At 46.8% G+C, this 20,698-nt stretch carries 16 protein-coding genes; 4 read left to right on the top strand and 12 right to left on the bottom strand.

What is annotated here, in order from left to right; translation table 11 throughout:
• Positions 1-8: 8 nt before the first annotated feature.
• The 11 genes from FSB84_RS07770 to FSB84_RS07720 all read right to left on the bottom strand — a co-directional run bounded on the left by FSB84_RS07770 (position 9) and on the right by FSB84_RS07720 (position 18,106).
• On the bottom strand, positions 9-1,391 hold the full coding sequence (locus FSB84_RS07770) for a T9SS type A sorting domain-containing protein (RefSeq protein WP_158643811.1): 1,383 nt from the start codon (positions 1,389-1,391) through the stop codon (positions 9-11).
• Between the two features lie 243 nt (positions 1,392-1,634).
• Entirely contained in the window at positions 1,635-3,155 is a 1,521-nt protein-coding gene (locus tag FSB84_RS07765) for a T9SS type A sorting domain-containing protein (protein ID WP_130542098.1), read from the bottom strand.
• Positions 3,156-3,305: 150 nt separating this feature from the next.
• Complete coding sequence (locus FSB84_RS07760; protein WP_130542099.1) at positions 3,306-3,806, bottom strand: SixA phosphatase family protein; 501 nt, start codon at positions 3,804-3,806, stop codon at positions 3,306-3,308.
• A gap of 276 nt (positions 3,807-4,082) precedes the next feature.
• On the bottom strand, positions 4,083-4,718 hold the full coding sequence (locus tag FSB84_RS07755) for a response regulator (RefSeq protein ID WP_130542100.1): 636 nt from the start codon (positions 4,716-4,718) through the stop codon (positions 4,083-4,085).
• Between the two features lie 198 nt (positions 4,719-4,916).
• Positions 4,917-6,764: an amidophosphoribosyltransferase gene (locus tag FSB84_RS07750; RefSeq protein ID WP_130542101.1), complete on the bottom strand. Its 1,848-nt coding sequence runs from the start codon at positions 6,762-6,764 to the stop codon at positions 4,917-4,919.
• A 715-nt stretch (positions 6,765-7,479) separates the two neighbouring features.
• Positions 7,480-8,121 carry a response regulator gene (locus FSB84_RS07745; RefSeq protein WP_130542102.1) on the bottom strand — a complete coding sequence of 214 codons (642 nt, stop codon included), beginning with the start codon at positions 8,119-8,121 and terminating at the stop codon, positions 7,480-7,482.
• Between the two features lie 12 nt (positions 8,122-8,133).
• Positions 8,134-11,214 (bottom strand): PAS domain S-box protein, encoded by a 3,081-nt coding sequence (locus FSB84_RS07740; protein WP_130542103.1) that lies wholly within the window; start codon positions 11,212-11,214, stop codon positions 8,134-8,136.
• 271 nt (positions 11,215-11,485) lie between these two features.
• Positions 11,486-12,859, bottom strand: a complete 1,374-nt coding sequence (locus FSB84_RS07735) for a peptidylprolyl isomerase (RefSeq protein ID WP_130542104.1) — start codon at positions 12,857-12,859, stop codon at positions 11,486-11,488.
• A gap of 162 nt (positions 12,860-13,021) precedes the next feature.
• Entirely contained in the window at positions 13,022-16,210 is a 3,189-nt protein-coding gene (gene infB / locus FSB84_RS07730) for a translation initiation factor IF-2 (protein WP_165434914.1), read from the bottom strand.
• Positions 16,211-16,289: 79 nt separating this feature from the next.
• Complete coding sequence (gene nusA / locus FSB84_RS07725; protein WP_130542105.1) at positions 16,290-17,537, bottom strand: transcription termination factor NusA; 1,248 nt, start codon at positions 17,535-17,537, stop codon at positions 16,290-16,292.
• Between the two features lie 107 nt (positions 17,538-17,644).
• A complete protein-coding gene (locus FSB84_RS07720) occupies positions 17,645-18,106 on the bottom strand; it encodes an LSm family protein (RefSeq protein WP_225980006.1) in 462 nt (153 codons plus the stop codon).
• A gap of 246 nt (positions 18,107-18,352) precedes the next feature.
• On the opposite strand from FSB84_RS07720, the gene FSB84_RS07715 reads away from it, so the two are divergent.
• The 3 genes from FSB84_RS07715 to FSB84_RS07705 are packed head-to-tail and all read left to right on the top strand — an operon-like array spanning position 18,353 to position 19,440.
• Entirely contained in the window at positions 18,353-18,739 is a 387-nt protein-coding gene (locus FSB84_RS07715) for a hypothetical protein (RefSeq protein ID WP_130542107.1), read from the top strand.
• 44 nt (positions 18,740-18,783) lie between these two features.
• Entirely contained in the window at positions 18,784-19,125 is a 342-nt protein-coding gene (locus tag FSB84_RS07710; RefSeq protein ID WP_130542108.1) for a hypothetical protein, read from the top strand.
• A 57-nt stretch (positions 19,126-19,182) separates the two neighbouring features.
• Complete coding sequence (locus FSB84_RS07705; RefSeq protein ID WP_130542109.1) at positions 19,183-19,440, top strand: DUF4834 family protein; 258 nt, start codon at positions 19,183-19,185, stop codon at positions 19,438-19,440.
• A gap of 9 nt (positions 19,441-19,449) precedes the next feature.
• On the opposite strand, the gene FSB84_RS07700 is transcribed toward FSB84_RS07705, so the two are convergent.
• Entirely contained in the window at positions 19,450-20,067 is a 618-nt protein-coding gene (locus FSB84_RS07700; RefSeq protein ID WP_130542110.1) for an HAD family hydrolase, read from the bottom strand.
• A gap of 175 nt (positions 20,068-20,242) precedes the next feature.
• On the opposite strand from FSB84_RS07700, the gene FSB84_RS07695 reads away from it, so the two are divergent.
• Positions 20,243-20,662, top strand: a complete 420-nt coding sequence (locus tag FSB84_RS07695) for an aspartyl protease family protein (RefSeq protein WP_130542111.1) — start codon at positions 20,243-20,245, stop codon at positions 20,660-20,662.
• Positions 20,663-20,698: the final 36 nt, after the last annotated feature.

The following is a 20,698-nucleotide window of genomic DNA, read 5'->3' as shown; positions in this document are numbered from 1 at the left end:
CATCGCCGTTATTGCTTCACCATCTTCCTGTTTTCGGTAAATGATCTCCCTTCGATCTTCAAAAAGTAAATGCCATTGCTCAACGCGGCTGTTTTGAACTCCAGCGGGGTAGTTCCAGCCGGTAATTGCTGATCGATACTGTGTAATCTTTTCCCATTTACATCTGTGATGACTATGCGAACCCGTTCTGTCCGGGGAAGTTGCAGGTAAACGCTGAGATCGCCTTTGAAGGGATTGGGAGCAATCACTGTTGCTTTCGATCCCTGTGAGTGGTTGAGGATAGTTTTGATCCCGAAATATTCTTTGACGCCATCCTGATCAACCTGTACAAGCCGGTATTGATTCAGGTCCGGCAGTGGATTTTCGTCTATCCATTGGTACTGACTACCTGTAGCATTGTTGGATCCTGCCACCCGGCCGATCTCCTTGAATGGAAGCGTCTCGCCTGTTCTTTCTATGATAAAGGCTGCATTATTGTGTTCATAGGTGGTAGTCCAGTTGATCACCACTTTCCCTTGTGCCAGCCTGATCTGATAATCTTTCAGTACTACCGGTAATGCACCTGCGCGCACATTCTGGAGCATCCATTCATACATATTCAGATTGCGGCCATTGATATTTTGTTTGAAGGTGGTATCATACGCCGTGCCCCAGGCATCGTGTGTGAAGGAGTTGCAGGCCCAGTTGGGAACAGGCAATGTGGTAGCGGCTGCTTTCAGTGTTGGATTTTGCTGATTGATCAGCGCTGCATTATTGGCTGCGGTGTATCCGCTGCAGGCGCCATCTGTGCTGCACTGCACGGAATAGAAAGCGAGGTTGGCGCGGGCAATCACAGCAGCCTGCTGTGAATTCAGGCTCATGCAGGGAGACACAGGTGCAATTCCTGCAACCCTGTTGGCATTCGCTTCGTTGGCGCCAGCGTAGCTCATGATGAAATTAGCTCCGGCGCTCAATCCTGTGAGATAGATCCTGGAAGCATCCACGCGATACCGTTGCTGCAGGTAATCGATCAGCGGATTGATGGCTTTGGAAGGATCACCAAAATATGCCAGTTGTGCGGAGATCAGGATGAACTGTGTGGGTTGCCCACTTTTATCTGTTGTCCAGTGAGGAAAACGATTTAGTTCGATGAGTGATGGCGGCGCCCACCACCACTGATTCACCAGCAGGCAAAGCTTTTCAGCGGAGCCATCGCCGCCTTCATTGGCTCCATGGAAAAAGATCATTAGCGGGAAACGCTTGCCAGGACTCGCATTGTAAGTTTCGGGCAAAGCTTCCAGATAGCCTTTGATCATATCTGTACCAGGGATGCTCACTGTTACTTTTTTCTGTTTCATCACAGGGAAGGTCCGGTCGGGACATCCATCCTGCGCTAATAGGCTAGCAGACATCAGGCACAAAACAATTGCACAAAGCGCAAGGCGGTAGCACTTGCTGCTTACGGATTGGGAAAACATGTTCGAATGGATTTTGGATGAGGAAGTATAAGCATGAAGCAATTATCCTGCCGGAGAGACTTGAGAAAAATCAAATGATGAGAAAATAATGATTTCTTTTTCTGATTGCTGATTCCTGAAGAATGAAAAAAGCTCCCGTGAAGGCGGGAGCTTTGCTAATATATCTTCTTTTAAAGCTTATCTCTTTATGATCTTCACTACGCCGGAAAGCCCATCTCCTGTGGCTTTCAGCAGGTATACACCTTTAGGGAGATTACCTACCGGAAGGCTCACTTCGGAACTGCCGCTGGTGTATCTTCCGTTGATATTGGCCCAGATCTTTCCGCTCATATCGGTGATACTTAATCTTACCTGCTGTGCTTGCTGCACAGTAACGAATGCGCTGAGCTCTGTAGTGAACGGATTGGATGATACTGTTACGAGTGATTTACCGTCGCGGCGCATCATGATTCGTTTTGCCTCGAATATTTTTTCACGGCCATCGATATCTTTTTGCACCAGCCTGTAGTAGTTGAGGTTCTCGAGCGGTTGATTATCTGTGAACTCATACACCTGTTCCAGGTTGGTAGTGCCTTTGCCAGGGATGACGGAGAGTTTCTGGAAACGCTGATCTGCTCCTGCTCTTTCGATGGTGAATTGGAGGTTGTCTTCTTCACTGGAGGTGATCCATTTCAATTGCACTTTTCCGTTGACAGCTTTGAGAGAAAAATCTTTGAGCTTGACTGGCAAGGAAGATGCGCGGGAGTATTGGAGGTTCCATTCATAGATGTTGGGAGTAACCACTCTTGCGGGTGCCGGTGGATAGTACATCGTGGGCCAGGTCTCGTGCGCAAAACCTTTACAAAACAGCAAAGAATCCAGTGGGTTATTATCACTGGGTCCGCGGGGATTCAAAATGGTAAACCGGGGAGCAATCTTATCTGTTTGCGCATTGATAGCGTTCACCCAACCGGTAGGCGTTGAAATCTCACAATTAGTGCTGTTGTCAGATGAGCATTGCAGGAACCAGGTGGCCACTTTACCCGCGGCAATATTTGCAGCACCGGACGAGATCTGTTGATCCACCCTGTAGCATAAAGATGCCATGGATGCTCCTGCAATCCTTTCAGCATGCGCTACGGAACTGCTGATATAATCAATCACAAGATTCGCTCCTGCGCTTGCGCCAGTCAGATAGATCCTGTCCGGATCAATCCGGTATTGAGCAAGCACCCAGGTAATATATGCATCGAGCTGCGTATCAAAATGCCAGGGATCTCCATATCCCCTGTATTGTGGAGCCAGTACAATGAAGCTATGATCTGTTCCATTGTAATTAAAGGGATCCGGAAACCGGTTATTCTCTATATTCCAGGGAATAGCATAAGGCATATCTGAAACCACCAGGCAAAGATCGTTTGGATTGCCTGATGCCATTGCACTCCATCCATGGAGGTAAATAATCACCGGAAATTTCTTGGTTGGATTTGTAGCATATTCCGCCGGGAAATATTTCAAATGCCCCGTGATGAAATCGTGAGGGAAAGCCGGATTAGTACTAAGATGATTTCCTGGAATGGTCCCCTTCGGAATATTCTCCGGTATGAACTTCGTAAATGTGCATTGAGCATTGATTCCAATTGCCGATGCCAACAGCAGTGCGCAAAGCAGCAGGGTTCGCGCCGCATTGGTGCGATGAATGAGTTGCCTAATAAGCATATGCTTTCAGTTTTAGTAGTGCGGCGGTATTTTACAGGAAATCAAAAATTAAAACCGGCAGGAAATCCGGTATTGTTTTCTGAGAGGGTGGAATGTATCAGGGATATATTTCGAAATTACATACAAATCAAATGCCCGCCAACTCCCTGATCAGGGTAGGAAGGATTTGGGATAATCAAAGAACCAGAAATCTTTTTGAACTGATTCAAATCCGCTCCAGTTTTCCAGTTCGCACTGAACAGCATATACAGCGCATGTAGGCATATCGTCCACATTTACTTTGGTTAGCATATTTACAAAAGCTGTAATACCTGGATTGTGAGAAAAGATGGCAATGGTAGCTGCCTGATCGGGGGCCTGTGCAATGCACCTGAAAAAGTCTGCGGGCTCTGCATGATAAAGTGAGGGAACCTGAATCAGATGGTCCTTATCTTTCCCATAAACTTCGGCAAAGAGGGAAGCAGTTTTCTTTGCACGTTTTGCGGGACTTGTAATGAAAGCATCGATGCGCACATGTTTGTCGAGCAGTCGCTTTGCCATTACGGGAGCATCGGCTTTGCCGCGATCATTCAGTGGACGTTCAAAATCAGGCTGGGCGGGATCGCTCCAACTGCTCTTTGCATGTCTTACAATGATCACGGATCTTTTCATAATACAATGACTATAAAAAAATAAGGGAGGAAATAGTTCCCCCTTGCAATAATACCTAATAAGTTTCAATCAAAGGAATCAGAAATTTAAACAGGCCTGTTTAAGATTGGTTCCTCATAGGAAGCTAAACGGTCGGCAGGAAAAAAGTAGCAAAATCTTTGCCAAATTAAATTGGAGTTAATTTTTTTACCTTATTGTGTAAGAAAACTGCCGGAATCACCAAATTCAGTCCTGGCCGGGGCTAAAAGCGCCCGGGGAAGAACCGGTAATTCCTTATTAAAGTCCGTTTGAGTTGATATAGTTGATCAGGGCTGCAGTGTTCTTCACGCGGAGTTTTTTCAGGATATTATGCCTGTGTACTTCCACTGTTTTAATGGAGAGCTTGAGCTTGTCTGCGATCTCTTTGGAGCTGAGACCATCGCGGATGAGATTGATCACTTCGATCTCTCTTTCAGAAAGCTGGTTGAGGCCGGTATTGGTTTCTTCTTCATTCAACACCTGATCGCTCAGGATATTCTTCACTTCCTGGCAAATGAAGATCTGTCCATTGTACACTTCTGTAATGGCATTCAGCATTTCCTGTCTGGGGGAATTTTTTGTAACATAACCTCTGGCGCCGAGGCGGAACATTTTCTTGGCGTAAGCAGGTTGTGAGTGCATGGAGACTGCAATCACTTTGGAGCCTGGGCTCAGTTTGCGGATCATTTTGATAATGTCGAACCCGTTGAGCGGCGTCATGTTGATGTCCAGCAATACAATATTCGGGCGCTTGTCGCGCGCAATCTCAATTGCCTGCTGACCATCGCCCACTTCAGCAATTACATCGAATCCTTCATTTCGTCCAAGCAGGAATGACCATGTTTCCCGGATAAGGGTATGGTCATCAACAATCATGATCGAAATCCTATTCATAAGATATTTCTTTACAAAACAGCGGTTACGAATGTGGGGCTGGACTCATACGAATGTACCATCATCCGGGCGAAAAAAATTACAATTTTTTCAGCTCTGGTCAAAGTTTTCAAGCATCAGGCACAGGCATGAACTACCCTATAACGAGTAAGTATACCCATTTTCATCTGTCAGGTAAAATGATGGCGTAAACAGAATCTAGTAACCCCTTACATTCTTGCCTTCCATAAAGTTTATGAAAGCCCGGTTCACTACCCTGTTGCCTCCTGGAGTAGGATAATCACCGGTGAAATACCAGTCGCCCAAATTGGTCGGACAGGCATGATGTAAGGATTCGATCGTCTGGAAGATTACCTGAACCGGAATTTTCACTTCTTTCGGAGTGATCAGTTGTGCAATCTTTTCCGAGATCTGTTCTGGTGTAAAGGGCTTGTAAAGTTGTTGTACTACGTTCTCTGTGTGAAGCTGTCCCATTCTCTGCAATTCCTTACAGCGCTCATACATGTCCTGAAGACATTTCTCTTTCCCTGTTTCCTTCATCAACTCATATGCCGCACGGAATGCGATGAAATCGCCCAGCTTGCTCATGTCTATACCGTAACAATCAGGGTATCTGATCTGCGGAGCAGAAGATACCACAATGATCTTCTTCGGTTCCAGCCTGGCCAGCATCCTGATGATACTTTGCTTCAACGTGGTGCCCCTCACAATGGAATCATCTATCACCACCAGCGTATCCAGTCCTTTCTGCACAGTACCGTAAGTAATGTCGTATACGTGTTGTACCATTTCATTACGGCTGCTGTCGGCTGTAATGAAGGTACGCATTTTTACATCTTTAATGGCAATCTTTTCGATCCTTACTTTTCGGCTGATCATCTCCGAAAGTTTTTCCGGATCGATATTATTTCCCCAGCTCAGGATCCTTTCGATCTTCACCCGCTTCATGTAATCATCCAGTCCTTTCCACATACCATAGAAGGCAACTTCCGCTGTATTGGGGATAAAAGAGAAGATAGTATGTTTCAGATCGTGATCAACTGCATTGAGCACCTGCTCAGTGAGATTGTATCCGAGCTGGGTTCTTTCTTTATAGATCTTTTCATCACTGCCGCGGGAGAAATAAATACGCTCGAAGCTGCAGGCCCTGCGCTCTTTCGGCTCCAGGATCTGTTCCACGGAATAAGTTCCGTCGGATTTGGTGATCACTCCCTGGCCAGGCATCAGCTCAAGCACTTCATTTTCTCCTACGTTGAACACGGTACGGATGGCTGCTCTTTCAGATGCAGCCACAATCACATCTTCATTCACGTAGTAGTAAGCAGGGCGGATACCATTGGCATCACGGAATACGAAAGAGTCTCCGTTCCCGATCAATCCACCAACAGTGAAACCTCCGTCGAAAAGCTTAACTGCCTTGCGAAGGGCAGACACCACATCCAGATTTCCTTTGTTCTCTTCATCAGCCTTCACCAGGAAATGATGGATCACTTCCATCATTGCGGCGAGGTCGCTTTGTTTCTGGAATTCACCCGGATCGATATCAATCAGGTTGAAGAGCTCGTCTGTATTAACGAGATTGAAATTACCGGCCAGCGCCAGATTGCGGGCTGGAACGGTATGACGTTTTATGAATGGATGACAGAACTCAACATTGTTCTTTCCCTGTGTTCCGTAACGAAGATGGCCCAGCAGCAACTCACCCAGGAAAGGGATATGTCCTTTCATCACATTGGGATGCTCAAGGCAATCCGGCATATACATTTCCAGATCCTTTACATCCTGATTGATCTTGGTGAAAACATCCGCGATAGGTTGATTGGCATTGCTCCTGATCCGGTTGAGGAAGGGATTACCGGGTTCCACATTCAGCTTCACGGCTGCAACACCCGCACCATCCTGGCCGCGGTTGTGTTGTTTTTCCATGAGCAGGTACAGCTTGTTTAAGCCCCACATTACTGTACCGTATTGTTGCTTATAATAGGAGAACGGCTTGCGTAAGCGTATGAATGCTAGTCCGCACTCATGTTTTATTTCGTCACTCATGGATAACTCCTGGGTTGAAAAAAAGAAAGCGCAAAGTTAAGCAACTCCATCCGGAAGAAAACATGGTTTTTGATTGTTGTAACATTCAAATTTATCCACCACTTACAATCAGTGAGTTACAGATGAGTGAAAACTTATGTATAAGTTAAAAATAAAGTGAAGGAAGATAAAGAAGGAGAAAAAGAAAACCCCCAGTCTTCATAGGAACTTGGGGGGTGCTTTTTTCAATAGGATAGATGGACCATTTTTTAAGCCGGTTCAGGCCTGGTTTTCACGGATAACTGGACTTTTCTCGGATCAAGGTTTCTCTACGGGACTTGGATTAAAAAGGGTCAGGGTAAATGTGTTTACCTGCGAACATTGGATTTACAGCTAAGTTGCTGTATTTCTGAGTTGTAAGGCTAAATTTTCCCTAAACTTTCGGCATCCTAAATAGTTATTTCAGATGCCTGTAAAGGTTTCCTCCTATAGCGTTTCTGAATGCTTTTACAGTTGGTAAAACACTTCGTAAATCCACTATGGGCTTGAAATGGGCCTAAAAGAACAATGCCCCCTTCCTGGCAGAAGAGAGCATTGCAGAGCCTTCACATAATAAGTAAGTTAGTGAGTGTTACACTTTTGCAAAGTTCTTTATTCTTATGCATCCTGCATAATGTACAGGGTAGATTGTTAATTTGATAATTGTAAAACCTATTAAGAATCTACGTAATTACTCTTAGATATTCGTTGCAACATTATTAATGAAGTTCACCAGCGAAGCTGAGTTTTTCAATTTCAGTTTTTTCAGGATGTTATGCCTGTGCACTTCCACTGTTTTGAGAGAGATCTTCAGCAGAGAGGCGATCTCTTTGGAAGACTCTCCTTCCTTGATCAGGTTGATGATCTGGATCTCCCGGTCTGTCAATGCATTGATATTGGGAACTTCCTTGTTCTCTTCCAGCACCAGTTCTGAGATATTGTTCTTGATCTCGTCGCAAATGTATTTGTTGCCGCTGTGTACTTCCAGTATAGCGGAGATCATTTCTTCCTTGGATGAATTCTTGGTTACGTAGCCTCTTGCGCCGATCTGCAGCATTTTTTTAGCATAGGCAGGCTGCGAGTGCATGGAAATTCCAATGATACGGCTGGCCGGCGAAAGCTTACGAATCCTTTCAGTTGCTTCAAAGCCCGAGGCAGGCGCCATATTGATGTCCATCAGCACGATCTGCGGCTTCTTACTCCTGGCAAGTTCCACCGCCTGTTCGGAATCTCCGCAGTCGGCTACCACAACAAATCTTGGATCATTGTTTAAAATAAAGCTCCAGGTCTCCCGGATCAACTTGTGATCATCTGCAATCAAAACACTGATCTTATCCATACACTTGGTTTTTTAGAGGTTAGCTATTGGTACATGAACGATAAGCCTGCAACCCTTTCCCGGCGCTGTGTCTAACTTCACCACACCATTGAAGAGGTCGGCCCTGCTGATGATATTGGACAGTCCGTTGCCCTTGCGTGCACGAACAGTAGATTGGTCAAATCCGATGCCATCATCTGAGATGCTGAGACAGATCCTTTGATCTTCACAGCTAAGTTCGATCAGGAGATTGGCGGCCCGGGAATGCTTCAATACATTATTCACCTGTTCCTGCACAACCCTGAAAAGGGTGAGCTTTCTTTTATCATCCAGCAGTTCGTCAATTGAGCCTTTATATCTGAACTGCACTTTCAGTTTTTTTGTTGCCCTCACACTTTCGGAAAGGTCCTGGATGGATTCGATCAGGCCGAGGTCACCGATACTTGCCGGCACCAAGGATCTGGAGATGGCGCGTACTTCATTGATGGCATCTGAAATACTGGCTGCACATCGCTGGATCAGCTGTAGCCTTTCGCTTTCTTCCACCAGGGCCAGTTCCAGGTATAGTTTTCCGGTAGTGAGTATCTGGTTCACATTGTCGTGAAGGTCTTTTCCAATCTCGGCTCTGTCTTTCTCCTGTGCATTCACCACAGCCTGCGCTACCAGCTTCTGTTTATTGAGCTCGGTCTCCAGCAGTTTCCTTTCCATTTCCCGTTTCTCTGTGATGTCCTGAACAGAGCCCACCATGCGGTTCATCTTTCCTTCGTGGTCGAAGATGAGGAACCCACGGTCTTGCACAAGCGCATATTCACCATTCGATTTCAGGAAACGATATTCCGCTTCCCATAAACGGGTATTATTATTATTCAGGTATTTATCCAGATGATTTTTCACCCGCTCACGATCCTCCGGATGGATGCAGTTTTCCCATTTTTTCATTCCTTCGGTTATATATCCGGGTTTGTAACCGAAGAGGGTGAAATACCCATCTCCCCAGTAGAGGTCGCTGGTATTGATATCCCAGTCCCAGATAGCATCGTTGGTGGCTTTTGTGACGAGGAGGTATCTTTCGTGATTGCGGCGGATCTTTCTTTCCGCGTCTTTGTTCTCGATGATCACGCGCAGCAGGTCGCATGCGCGATCGAGAATGCCGAGGTCCTTGGGGCCGGGCACTTTGGGGAAATGATAATAGGTAGCGATGGTGGCCATCACTTCCTTGTGGGAATCCAGTATCGGAAAGCTCCAGCAGGCGCCGATGCCGAACTGTTCAGCCAGTTCCCTGTATTTATCCCAGAGCGGGTCCTTTGCCACATCGGTACTGATCACTTTTACCTTGCGGAACATGGCGGTACCGCAGGAACCATCGCAGGGACCGATGGGCCTTCCACTGATGGCGTTGGAATATTCAACAGGCAGACTGGGCGCGCTGAGCGGATGAACGGACTGTTTCTGGTGGTCCAGCGTGAGTACGGTACAGAGCATGCCCGGAAACAATTTCTCCAGTCCTTCGAGGAAATAATCGATAATGGTCTTAAGACTGATGGCAGGAAGCGCATTCATCTCCAGCACTTTTTTCTCCAGGGCCAGCAGTTGTTCATGGTTCTTGCGATCGGTAATATCAACAATGGTCACCACCACTGCATCGGGCGCAGACATGATAGTGGGCGTTGAATAATAGATGGGCTCCGTGTTCACGGAAATCCAGCTAAGCATACTGTCGCGCTTGCTGAATCCCAGGATCACTTCCTTGTAAGATTCGCCTGTTTTAAGTGTACGCACTGCCGGCGATTCGCCGGCGTTCACTACATCACCGTCTTCAAAGAAATATTTCGTGTAGGGCTTATAGATAGAGCGGCCTTTGAGATCGCCATTGGGAATATCCAGGATCAGTTCTGCGCTCTCGTTACAGGCAATGATCTCACCTTCCTTGTTGCACATGATCACACCCTCGCCGAGCGCGAATACCAGCGAGCGGTATCTTTCTTCAGTGATACGAAGGGTTTCTTCAGCGCGGCGCTTTTCAGAAACATCGCGGTGAATAGCGGCTACGCCTGTCCGTTGTCCCTGCTCGTTACGGAGAACAGTGAGGGTGGCCAGCATAAATACACGGCGCCCTTCGGGGTGATCATACCAGACCATGCCTTCCCATCCGCCGGTTTGATCAAGACTGTCAAGCACTTCCTGGGGTGTGGCAGAAAGGTATTCGTGATTGATTACAGAGCGGATATGCTTGCCGAGCAGGTCAGCAGCTTTAAGGCCGTAGATCTTTTCCGCAGCGTTATTGAAGGCGGTGATCTTGTAGTCCAGGTCTGTTGAGATGATAGCATCTGATACATCGTGCATCACTTTGGCCTGGAGGCGGATGGTTTCTTCTGCCTGCTTCCTGTCGTGAATGTCCATCACCGATCCCACAAATCCGAGAAAGCGTCCGTCTGCATGATAGCGTGGTGCGCTCTGATCGATCACCCACCGGTATTGGTCTCCATTGGTCTTAATGCGGTATTCGAGTGTGGCGGGTTTTCGTTCTCTGAAGTATTTGCGGTATACGCTGATGGCTATGGGGATGTCATCTGGATGGATCTGCCTGGTCCATCCGTCTCCGGCTACATCATCTACCGTGATGCCGGTGAACTGCAGCCAGCTTTTATTGAAGAAAACGGTGTTGTCCTGTTCATCTGAGATCCAGATCATGCCGGGTGCAGCATCTGCGAACTGGCGGAAGAGGGCCTCAGCATGCTGATCATTGATCTGGGGAAAATCGCTCAGTTCATCGAAGGATTCGGCACGCCATTCCAGCAAGGCCGGTTGATATTCTGAATCATTTTTGGTAACTGAGAATTCGATGGTAGTATTTGTTCGGATACCCTGCACCGTTAGAGATACCCTGGGTTGATCTACCAGGTCCGGTGCATTCAGAATGTCCTGAAGACAGGCGGCTCCGGAAGGTTCGAGCAGTTTACTGAAAGGCTGATCAATCAGTTCCTGCCTGGTTTTGCCGGTAGTGACCAATAGCGGAGCAGACACCGAAATGATGGTGCCGCGGAGGTCGGTTTGGAGGTATAAGGTTTTGGGTCGACCCGCTCCTGGTCTGGGCTTGTTGGGCTGCTTGAGCATACAGGTAAATACTTATACAAAGTACCGTAAAAGCCGAAGCTGTCACAATAAAAAAGGCAATTTCTAATATATCTAAGAGTTTACACCTAGTTCTTTTTTTCCTTAGGAGATCGTTAATGGCAGGGTGGTATTCCAGGCTGGCCGAAACCTGAAAGAGGATCAAAATACGTAAGCACTTTGATAAAAGAAAGCAAAGCCGAAAATATTTAATGTTTAGCCATAAAAAAGCCCCGGCTTTTCAAAAGCCGGGGCTAAGTCAGGTTGAAATACCTTATTCGCTGGTCTTTACTGCGTGCTGAAGCCAGTTGCTCATGGATTCACAATCTTTGAAATCATCGTCGATCATCAGGTAGAAAGTGGAGATCTTCGACTGGAACCATTTCTCAAGTACGTTCTGTTTCTTTTCTTCGATGGCCCTGAGTGCAACACGGTCATAATCATCTTTCAGGTTCTCACGGTGAGGCTCAGACCTGGAGCGGAGGAAAACAAGTCTTACTCCTTTTTTCTGGCGCTCGTCTGTATACACAGTTGGCTTGGAAACTTCACCGGGTTTGAGATTTGATTTGGCGAGGAACTCTACCATGTTCTTGTCGAGCTGGTCAAGCGCCAGTGTGCTTCCTCCCATATTGTTCTGCAAACAACCACCGGTGAATTTGGAAGATTCCTCTTCACTGTATTTGTTTACGGCTTCTCCGAAGGTCATGGTACCCGCAATGATCCTTGCACGAACTGAGTCCAGCTGGTTCACTGCATTGTTCACTTCCTCATCAGTAATTTTCGGGATACGAAGGATATGTCTTACGATGGCATCATCACCGGAGCGACTTTCCATCTTGATAATATGATAACCGAATTTGGATTTGAACACGGGAGAGATCTGTCCATCTTTCAGACGGAATGCATTTTGGATGAAAGCGGGGTCCCAGTTCTTTTCAGTACGGTTGATAGCATATCTTCCACCGTTGTCTTTGCTGCCCGGGTCGTCAGAGTAAAGCTGGGCGAGGGTTTCAAACTTCTGTGTACCTGATTCTGCGGAGCGTTTGTATTCTGCCAGTTCATCCATTGCCAGGAGCTCAAGTTCACGTGAGGGTTTTGGATAGAGTACCACTTCGCAGATGGCTACTTCAGATTCGTAATAGCGGAGACTGTCTTTAGGTATCTTATCGAAAAATTCTTTTACTTCCTGAGGGGTGATCTTTACGCCTTCTGTGATCTTATCGCGCATGCGCTCCGCTTTTTTTCTTTCAGTGAAAGACTGTCTGAAGTCTTCCTTGATCTGATAGATAGAGCGGCCGGCGATCTGTTCAAGCTCTGCTCTGCCACCATACATCTGGATGAATCCGCGTACCTGGTTATCGAGCAGGGCATCGATCTCATCTTCCCCTACAACGATAGAGTCTTTCTCAGCCTGCAGCACCAATGCTTTCAGGGTGAGCAATTGTTCCATGATGAAACAGTCGGCATTAGGTGGCACTGGTTCGCCGCGGCGCTGTCTGTCTGTAATATCGTTGTACACATCGGAGCGGAGAATGATCTTGTCTCCAACGATGCCAACGATCTTATCGGCTGTTACTTTTCTTACGCCTTGTGAAAATGCGGCGGAGATGAGTAACATAGCTACCAGTAGCGTGCTTAATTTTTTCATATTCTTATGAAATGGATATGCTCAAAAATACTTTTCCGGTCAGATATTCTGCGTTTACTCTTTCTTATTAACAAGGTTTTAAGGCGCAGGTCCAGGAAAAAAGGCACAAGGAGAAACGTTGGATAACAGTTTACCTTGTGCCTTGCCTTGTATTACTTCAAATTATAATGTACGTTTTACTTCTTCCTCTTCAAAAGCTTCCACGATATCACCTACCTGGATATTATCGAAGTTCTTGATGGTAAGACCGCACTCCATGCCAGCTGAAACATCCTTCACGTCGTCTTTGTAACGTTTCAGTGAAGCGAGCTCTCCAGATTTGCCTTCGCCTTTCGGGAATTCCACGATACCATCGCGGATGATGCGGATCTTGGAGTTGCGGGCGATCTTTCCGTCCAACACATAACAACCGGCAACGGTAGCCTTGTCGAACTTGAATACGTTGCGGACTTCCACGTTGGCAACGATCTTCTCCTGGATCTTTGGCTCCAACATACCTTCCATCGCGGACTTGATCTCTTCGATGGCGTTGTAGATGATGGAGTACAATTTGATCTCCACACCTTCATGCTCGGCCACTTTGGCTGCTGAGATAGAAGGACGAACGTTGAAACCGATCACGATGGCGTCTGATGCAGTTGCGAGGAGTACATCACTTTCTGTGATAGCGCCTACAGCTTTGTGCACCACGCTCACCACGATCTCTTCGGTAGAGAGTTTCTGCAGTGAATCGCTCAACGCTTCTACGGAACCATCCACGTCACCCTTGATGATCAGGTTCAGTTGTTTGAAGTTTCCGAGAGCCAGACGACGTCCGATCTCATCAAGCGTAATATGTTTCTTGGTCCTGAGGCCCTGTTCACGCAGGATCTGCGCGCGGCGGTTAGCCACTTCCTTGGCTTCAGATTCGTCTTCGTATACTTTGAATTTCTCACCAGCCTGCGGCGCTCCGTTCAGACCGAGGATCAGTGCCGGAGTAGATGGCGGTGCATCTTCCATGCGTTTGTTCCTTTCATTGAACATCGCTTTCACACGACCGTAGAATTGTCCGGATACAACCAGGTCACCTTGTTTGAGGGTACCGTTCTGAACCAGTACAGTGGCTACATAACCACGGCCTTTGTCCAGCGTAGCTTCGATGATGGAGCCGGAAGCTTCCCTGTCTGGGTTGGCTTTCAGGTTCAGTAGTTCAGCTTCGAGGAGGATCTTCTCCAGGAGGTTGTCTACATTCAGACCTTTCTTGGCGCTGAGTTGCTGGCTTTGGAATTTACCACCCCATTCTTCCACGAGGAGGTTCATACCTGCGAGCTGTTCATATATCTTTTGCGGATTGGCTCCGTCTTTATCGATCTTGTTGATGGCAAAGATCATGGGAACGCCGGCTGCCTGTGCGTGGCTGATGGCTTCCTTGGTTTGCGGCATCACAGCATCGTCAGCAGCTACCACAATCACTGCGATATCGGTTACTTTGGCACCACGGGCACGCATAGCCGTAAATGCTTCGTGACCTGGAGTATCGAGGAAGGTAATCTTCTGACCATTCTTCACAGTTACCTCATAGGCACCGATGTGCTGGGTGATACCACCTGCCTCACCGGCAACTACATTGGCATTGCGGATATAGTCGAGCAACGAGGTTTTACCGTGGTCAACGTGACCCATGATGGTAACGATGGGAGCGCGGGGCTGCAGTTCATCTTCGTCATCTGCTTCTTCTTCTTCCTCCATGGCCATTTGTTTTTCCATGTCGATGAATTCAACATCGAAACCAAATTCGTTGGCCACGAGCTCGATCACTTCTGCGTCCAGGCGCTGGTTGATACTTACCATCAGGCCGAGGCTCATACATTTCGAGATCACATCTGCAAAGTTCACGTCCATCAGGTTGGCGAGCTCGCTTACGCTGATGAATTCCGTTACCTGCAGTTTGCTATCCTGCATATCGCCATCGCCGGCATTGTCTGCGATACCCTGACGTTTTTCACGACGGTATTTTGCCTTGAGGCTCTTACCGCGGCCACTGGTGCCTGCGAGTTTCGCCTGGGTTTCGCGGATCTTATTCTGAATTTCTTTTTCGTTGATCTCTTTGGGCTCACGCTGAACAAACTTGCCACCGGTACGCTGACCGCCATGGCCGCCGCGTTGATTACCACCACCACGATTGAAACCGCCGCCCTGCTGACCACCGCCCTGCTGATTTCCGCGCTGAAAACCGCCTTGCTGGCCACCATGACCGCCGCCCTGGCGCTGTTGCTGGCCTTCCGGTTTCTTGAACAGGTGGGCTGCTTTTTGCTGAGGCGTTTGCTGATCTCTCTTCTCGATGGGGATACGCTTGCGTTTACGTTTTTCCTCTCCCTGTTGTTGTTGCTGCTGCTGCTGCTGTTGCTGCTGCTGCTGCTGTTGTGCCTGGTTGGATTTAGAACGATCATTGCCTACTGGCAGTTCGATCTTACCCAATATCTTAGGACCTTCCAATTTTGTTGCCTTAATATTTTCAATGACCGGACCTGCTTCTTCATCAGTTACAGGTGTGGCTTCTTTTGATTCTTCAACAATTTCAGGAACCGGCTTAACTTCTTCTTTCGGTTTTTCTACCTTCTTTACTTCTGGTTTCTTCTCTTCTGCCTTCGGCTTTTCTTCTGCTATGACCGGTGGAATATTTACGGGCTCTGCTGGTTTTTCAACAGGCTGTTCCTTCTCTTCTTTCTTGACCTCTTTTTCCTTCTTTACTTCTTCCTTAGGTTCAGCTACAGGTGCTGCTTCAGCAACTGGCTCTTCCTTCACTTCAGGTTGAACCGGCTCTTCTTTTTTCTTAGGCTGGTTCTTCTTGGGTCTGGTAGAAGAATCGATGGCGGAGAGGTCGATCTTATCAAAAACCTTTGGCCCTTCAATTTCCGGTACTTCCACTTTCACTACTTCGGGCTCAGGTTGAGTTTGAACCGGAGGTTGAGGCTGTGGCTGAGGTTCTTCCTGCTTTGGTTTTTCTTCCACTACAGGTACTTCCTCAACTTTAGGCTGTGCAACCGGTGCCTGCGGCTCTTCTTTCTTCGCTTCTTCTCCCGGCTCTTTTTTAGAAACTTCTTTTTTGAATAAGGTAGCTTCTTCTTCCTTCTTTTTCTTGGCCTCAAGGCTTCCTTTAGGCAGATCGATCTGGTCGCTCTTAAGCTTTGCCACCTTATCGCTCTGGAACTCTTGTTGCAAAGCACGATACATATCCTCCGTCAGTTTTGACGTAGGTTTGAGATCGTCTTTGCTAAATCCCTTGCCTACCAGGTAATCAACCAGGGTTTCCTTCCCTACGTTGAATTCCTTGGCTGCGGCCATTAATCTGGGTGTTGTTGTTTCTGCCATTCGTTATTGTAAGACAATTTTTTAGTTTGTAAGCTGTTTGAGGCGGAAAAAATCAGAAGGGAGCCGGGCTCCCGGCTATTTATTCTTTCTCAAACTCTTCTTTCAGAATCTTGCGAACGCTGTCGATCGTTTCTTTTTCCAGGTCTGTTCTTCTTTCCAGTTCTTCGGGTGTCAGATCCAGAACGCTGCGGGCGGTATCGCAACCGATGCGTTTGAATTCATCGATGATCCATGTTTCGATCTCATCGCTGAATTCTTCCAGGTCAATATCAAATTCCTGGGGCTCACCTTCGGTATCGCGGTAAACGTCGATGCTATAGCCTGTCAATTCCTGCGCCAGTTTGATGTTCACACCTTTTTTACCGATGGCCAGTGATACCTGGTCTGGTTTGAGGTAAACATTCGCCTGTTTTGTGTCGTTGTTCAGGTCCATACTGGTGATCCTTGCAGGGGTCAGGGAGCGTTGGATCAGCAGTTGAAGGTTATTGGTCCAGTTGATAACGTCGATGTTTTCATTCTTCAGCTCACGAACGATCCCGTGGATACGGCTACCTTTCATACCTACGCAGGCGCCAACGGGGTCGATACGGTCATCGTAAGATTCCACGGCTACTTTCGCTCTTTCGCCAGGCTCACGAACGATCTTCTTGATCACGATCAGGCCATCAAAGATCTCCGGAACCTCAATTTCAAGCAATTTAGCAAGAAATGAGGGAGAGGTGCGGGAAAGAATGATTACTGGTGAATTATTTTTTAATTCCACCTTTTTCACAACGGCGCGGATATTCTCACCTTTCTTGAAGTAATCCTGCGGGATCTGCTCAGATTTGGGGAGGATCAGCTCATTGCCTTCCTCATCCAGGAGAAGGATCTCCTTTTTCCAAACCTGGTAAACCTCAGCGCTGGTGATCTCTCCAACACGGTCGCCATATTTTTTCACCAGTACGTTCTTCTTCAGATCGGAGATACGGCTGGCGAGAGTTTGTTTGGCGGCAAGGATAGCGCGGCGGCCGAAATCGAGGATGTTCACCTCTTCGTAGAGTTCTTCACCCACTTCGAAGTCAGGCTCGATCTTAACGGCATCACTGTAAGCGATCTCGGCGAGCGGATCAGCTACAGCGCCATCTTCCACGATCATCCGGCGACGGAAGATCTCAAGGTCACCTTTCTCTGCGTTCACGATCACGTCAAAGTTCTCATCACTGCCGTATTTCTTACGGAGCAGGGTCTTGAACACATCTTCCACTACTTTCATCATCGTGGGACGATCAATATTTTCAGCTTCCTTGAACTCCTGGAAAGCTTCAATCAGGTTGATACTTGCCATATACTATAATTTATAAAATCCTGTTTCGGAATTGTTTGCCACCGGATACGCAGACCTGCCAGGATCAGTCCCGGCCGCTACGGCCCTCATGTGTTGTGGCCTTTTTTTTAAAATGTTATTTGAATTTTTGTTGATTTTACTTCTTTCAGCGGTAATTCACGCAGCACCAGCTCTACCTGTTTGGCGGTTGGCTTATGTTTCTGGGATATTGGCTTTTTGGACTTTATTTCTTCTATAACGATCGCATCATCTTTTGCTTCGATCAGTTTTCCCTCGATCTTAGTCCCATCCTGTAGCATAACCTCCACGACCCTGCCCATATTTTTCCTGAACTGGCGGGGCAGTTTCAGCGGCTCATCTAAACCGGGAGAAGAAATTTCCAGGGAGAAATCATCATTCGGGAACAGGCCCGAACCCTCTACCTGCTTGTATAATGCCCTGTTGATGGCGATGCATTGCTCGATTGTGATACCATTGTCGCCATCAAGAAAAACCTTTACATTATTGGTGGGCTTGATCCTGGTCTCAACCAGGAATATCGCCGGATCCTCGGCTATGATTGCACTCACCAACTTTTCAATTGCCTGAATTTGTGTTTCCGTACTCATAAGTCCTTTACTGCAGGGAAATAAAGAAGGGAACGGACCCCGTTCCCTTCTACTTCATCTTTTGCCGAGGCAAAGGTAAGGTAAATAAGGTATTACTTCCAAAAATCTGGTTTTTAACAATCAGAGGTGGCATTAAAGTTATATGAAGTATATTTCAAATGCGCTTTCAGGTAATAGTAAGTAACTTTAAATCAAATCCATCGCGTTATGAATCAACCGGATAATCTGGGCGACTTCTTCAGGGAAAACAAAGAACTGCTGAAAGTTTATGTAGAGACCAAGTCTGAGATCTTCCGGTTGCAGGCCATCCGGATCTTTTCAAAATCAATGGGACTGCTTGCCTGGATGGTGATTGCAGCCTTCATTGCCTTTCTGATCCTCATCTTTGCGGGAATGTGCCTTGGTTTCTGGCTTTCCGAACTCACACAAAGTTACGTGAAAGGATTCGGCCTTACCACTATTATTCTCATCATTCTATTTGTTGCCATTGCGGTATTCCGCGAAAAACTTTTCGTGAATCCCATTATCCGCAGCATCATCATTCGCGCGCGCGAAGAAGTGAAGGTCAGCAAATCAGATAACGACGAAGATTAGAGCCCTCTCATCAAATTTTAATTCACACTTAATCACTCAATCATATGGCAAGATCCACCAGCAGTATCGATACACTCTATGAACTGGAAAAGGAGATCTTCAAACTGCAACTGAAAGCAAAAGATATTGAATTGCATCTGGACGATAGCTTCGATCATCTGCAGGACAATTTCTACAAGATGGGCTGGAACAGCATTTTCCGCGGCCGTCGCAGAAGAAAGCAAAAACGCGAAGAAGAAGAAGCAAGCTACGGTACCGGTTTCATCCAGGGATTGCTGGGCACCGAAAGCATCCAGATACTGTTACAACAACTGGTGCCACTGGTAGCGAACAAGATCTCAGCAGGTCTCGAAAGACTGATGGAGCGCTGGTTCGGTAAGAAATGAAACCTGGTTTTGCAGTGCCTTAACAGTTTTTTGGTCCCCGCATAGTATCTTTACAACATGTCTTGGAAACTTATACTTTGGATCATCGTCGGCTATCTGGCCATCAGGTTCGTCTTCAGGTTCCTGCTGCCATTGTTTGTGGTGTCCAAAAGAATGAGGCAGCAAGTGAAAGAATTTCACAATGCCATGAATACTGCACAGCAACAACAACAGGCTGCGCAGAATAATTATCAGTCTGGTTCTACCTCCGCACCAACGCCTAATCCACCCAAAGAGAAGGCTGGAGATTATATCGATTTCGAAGAAGTGAAATAATCCGCGTACTTAACTGAGGTTCCAATCCAGATCAAGAATGGTTTTTCCGGGTTCCAGATGAATGCCGTTCAAACCCGCTTTGCGCGCACCTTCCACATTAACAAGTGCATCATCGATGAAGACTGATTCGGATGGATTGAGCCCTCCGTCTTTGATGATGAACTCAAATGCTTCCACATCCGGTTTTCTTAGTTTGATAAGATGACTGTACCAGGCTTTGCTGAATTCTCCATCCAGCGATGCGCCGTTGAATGTATCAGAGAATGTTTTCGCGAATGAAGAAAGATGAATAGCGTTGGTATTGCTGAATAAATAAAGATTGTATTTTTTCCTGAGCTCTGCCAGTAGATCGATGCGCTCCTTCGGGAAGTCCAGCAACATGGCATTCCAGGCATGTACTACTTCATCACGGCTCTTGCCACCGGTGAGTTGCTGAAGGTCGGTAATGAATTCATCATCGTTGATATAACCAACTTCATAGGCTTTGAGAAAAGATTCCGCACGGCCCAGGCCAAAGAGTTTACTGAATTCAGGCGCGCCGAGTTGTTCGAAGGCTTGCACAGTTTTGGGGATATCTAAGTTGAGGAGAACTCCACCGAGATCGAAGATGATGTTTTTGGTTGGCATGCATCAAAAATAATAAATGGTAAGGAAATGATGGGTTGCGAAAAGGTTAAGGGAGATGAAGGACTATCGTTAGGGGGCAATCGAAAAATATTTTTTGAAGAGGAGTAGGACAATGGGGCCGCTTCGCTGTTTCTACTAATGTAACAATATTTCTCAATCATCAAATCAATCGCCAATGGGATTAGTGTATGCAGAACCTGAACTTATCAATGGATGGGAACTGGAAGCATCCAGAAGAAACCTGCTCACTCAGAAACAGGTAAAAAGTACTACTGTAAAAGCTCTGGTTGCTACAGGATCTTTACACCTTGCCATTAACGAAAACATTCAGGAGATCCTCCAGCTTCCGGTTCAGGGGAAAAAGAATTTTACACTGGGCAACGGAGAAATCGTTTCCTGTGATTTCGTGAATAATGTTGAAATACGATTCAAGAACCGGAGATGCACAGCTAATGCATTTGTACTTCCCGGCAACTCAGAACCATTGCTGGGAACTATTCCAATGGAAGAGATGGATGTATTGGTAAATCCGGTCAGGCAGGATTTAACTGTAAATCCGGAACATCCACTATATCCGGTAACAAAACTTAAGTAGCCGGAAAATTGTAAACCAGTCCTCTCAAATAAAAAA

The organism is Pseudobacter ginsenosidimutans, assembly GCF_007970185.1.
GTDB lineage: Bacteria > Bacteroidota > Bacteroidia > Chitinophagales > Chitinophagaceae > Pseudobacter > Pseudobacter ginsenosidimutans.
This window is presented reverse-complemented; position numbering and strand designations above follow the sequence as displayed.

Coding starts and splice junctions, on each gene's coding strand:
- FSB84_RS07770 (WP_158643811.1), bottom strand. CDS start 1,391: ATGTCTGCTAGCCTATTAGCGCAGGATGGATGTCCCGACCGGACCTTC.
- FSB84_RS07765 (WP_130542098.1), bottom strand. CDS start 3,155: ATGCTTATTAGGCAACTCATTCATCGCACCAATGCGGCGCGAACCCTG.
- FSB84_RS07760 (WP_130542099.1), bottom strand. CDS start 3,806: ATGAAAAGATCCGTGATCATTGTAAGACATGCAAAGAGCAGTTGGAGC.
- FSB84_RS07755 (WP_130542100.1), bottom strand. CDS start 4,718: ATGAATAGGATTTCGATCATGATTGTTGATGACCATACCCTTATCCGG.
- FSB84_RS07750 (WP_130542101.1), bottom strand. CDS start 6,764: ATGAGTGACGAAATAAAACATGAGTGCGGACTAGCATTCATACGCTTA.
- FSB84_RS07745 (WP_130542102.1), bottom strand. CDS start 8,121: ATGGATAAGATCAGTGTTTTGATTGCAGATGATCACAAGTTGATCCGG.
- FSB84_RS07740 (WP_130542103.1), bottom strand. CDS start 11,214: ATGCTCAAGCAGCCCAACAAGCCCAGACCAGGAGCGGGTCGACCCAAA.
- FSB84_RS07735 (WP_130542104.1), bottom strand. CDS start 12,859: ATGAAAAAATTAAGCACGCTACTGGTAGCTATGTTACTCATCTCCGCC.
- infB (WP_165434914.1), bottom strand. CDS start 16,210: ATGGCAGAAACAACAACACCCAGATTAATGGCCGCAGCCAAGGAATTC.
- nusA (WP_130542105.1), bottom strand. CDS start 17,537: ATGGCAAGTATCAACCTGATTGAAGCTTTCCAGGAGTTCAAGGAAGCT.
- FSB84_RS07715 (WP_130542107.1), top strand. CDS start 18,353: ATGAATCAACCGGATAATCTGGGCGACTTCTTCAGGGAAAACAAAGAA.
- FSB84_RS07710 (WP_130542108.1), top strand. CDS start 18,784: ATGGCAAGATCCACCAGCAGTATCGATACACTCTATGAACTGGAAAAG.
- FSB84_RS07705 (WP_130542109.1), top strand. CDS start 19,183: ATGTCTTGGAAACTTATACTTTGGATCATCGTCGGCTATCTGGCCATC.
- FSB84_RS07700 (WP_130542110.1), bottom strand. CDS start 20,067: ATGCCAACCAAAAACATCATCTTCGATCTCGGTGGAGTTCTCCTCAAC.
- FSB84_RS07695 (WP_130542111.1), top strand. CDS start 20,243: ATGGGATTAGTGTATGCAGAACCTGAACTTATCAATGGATGGGAACTG.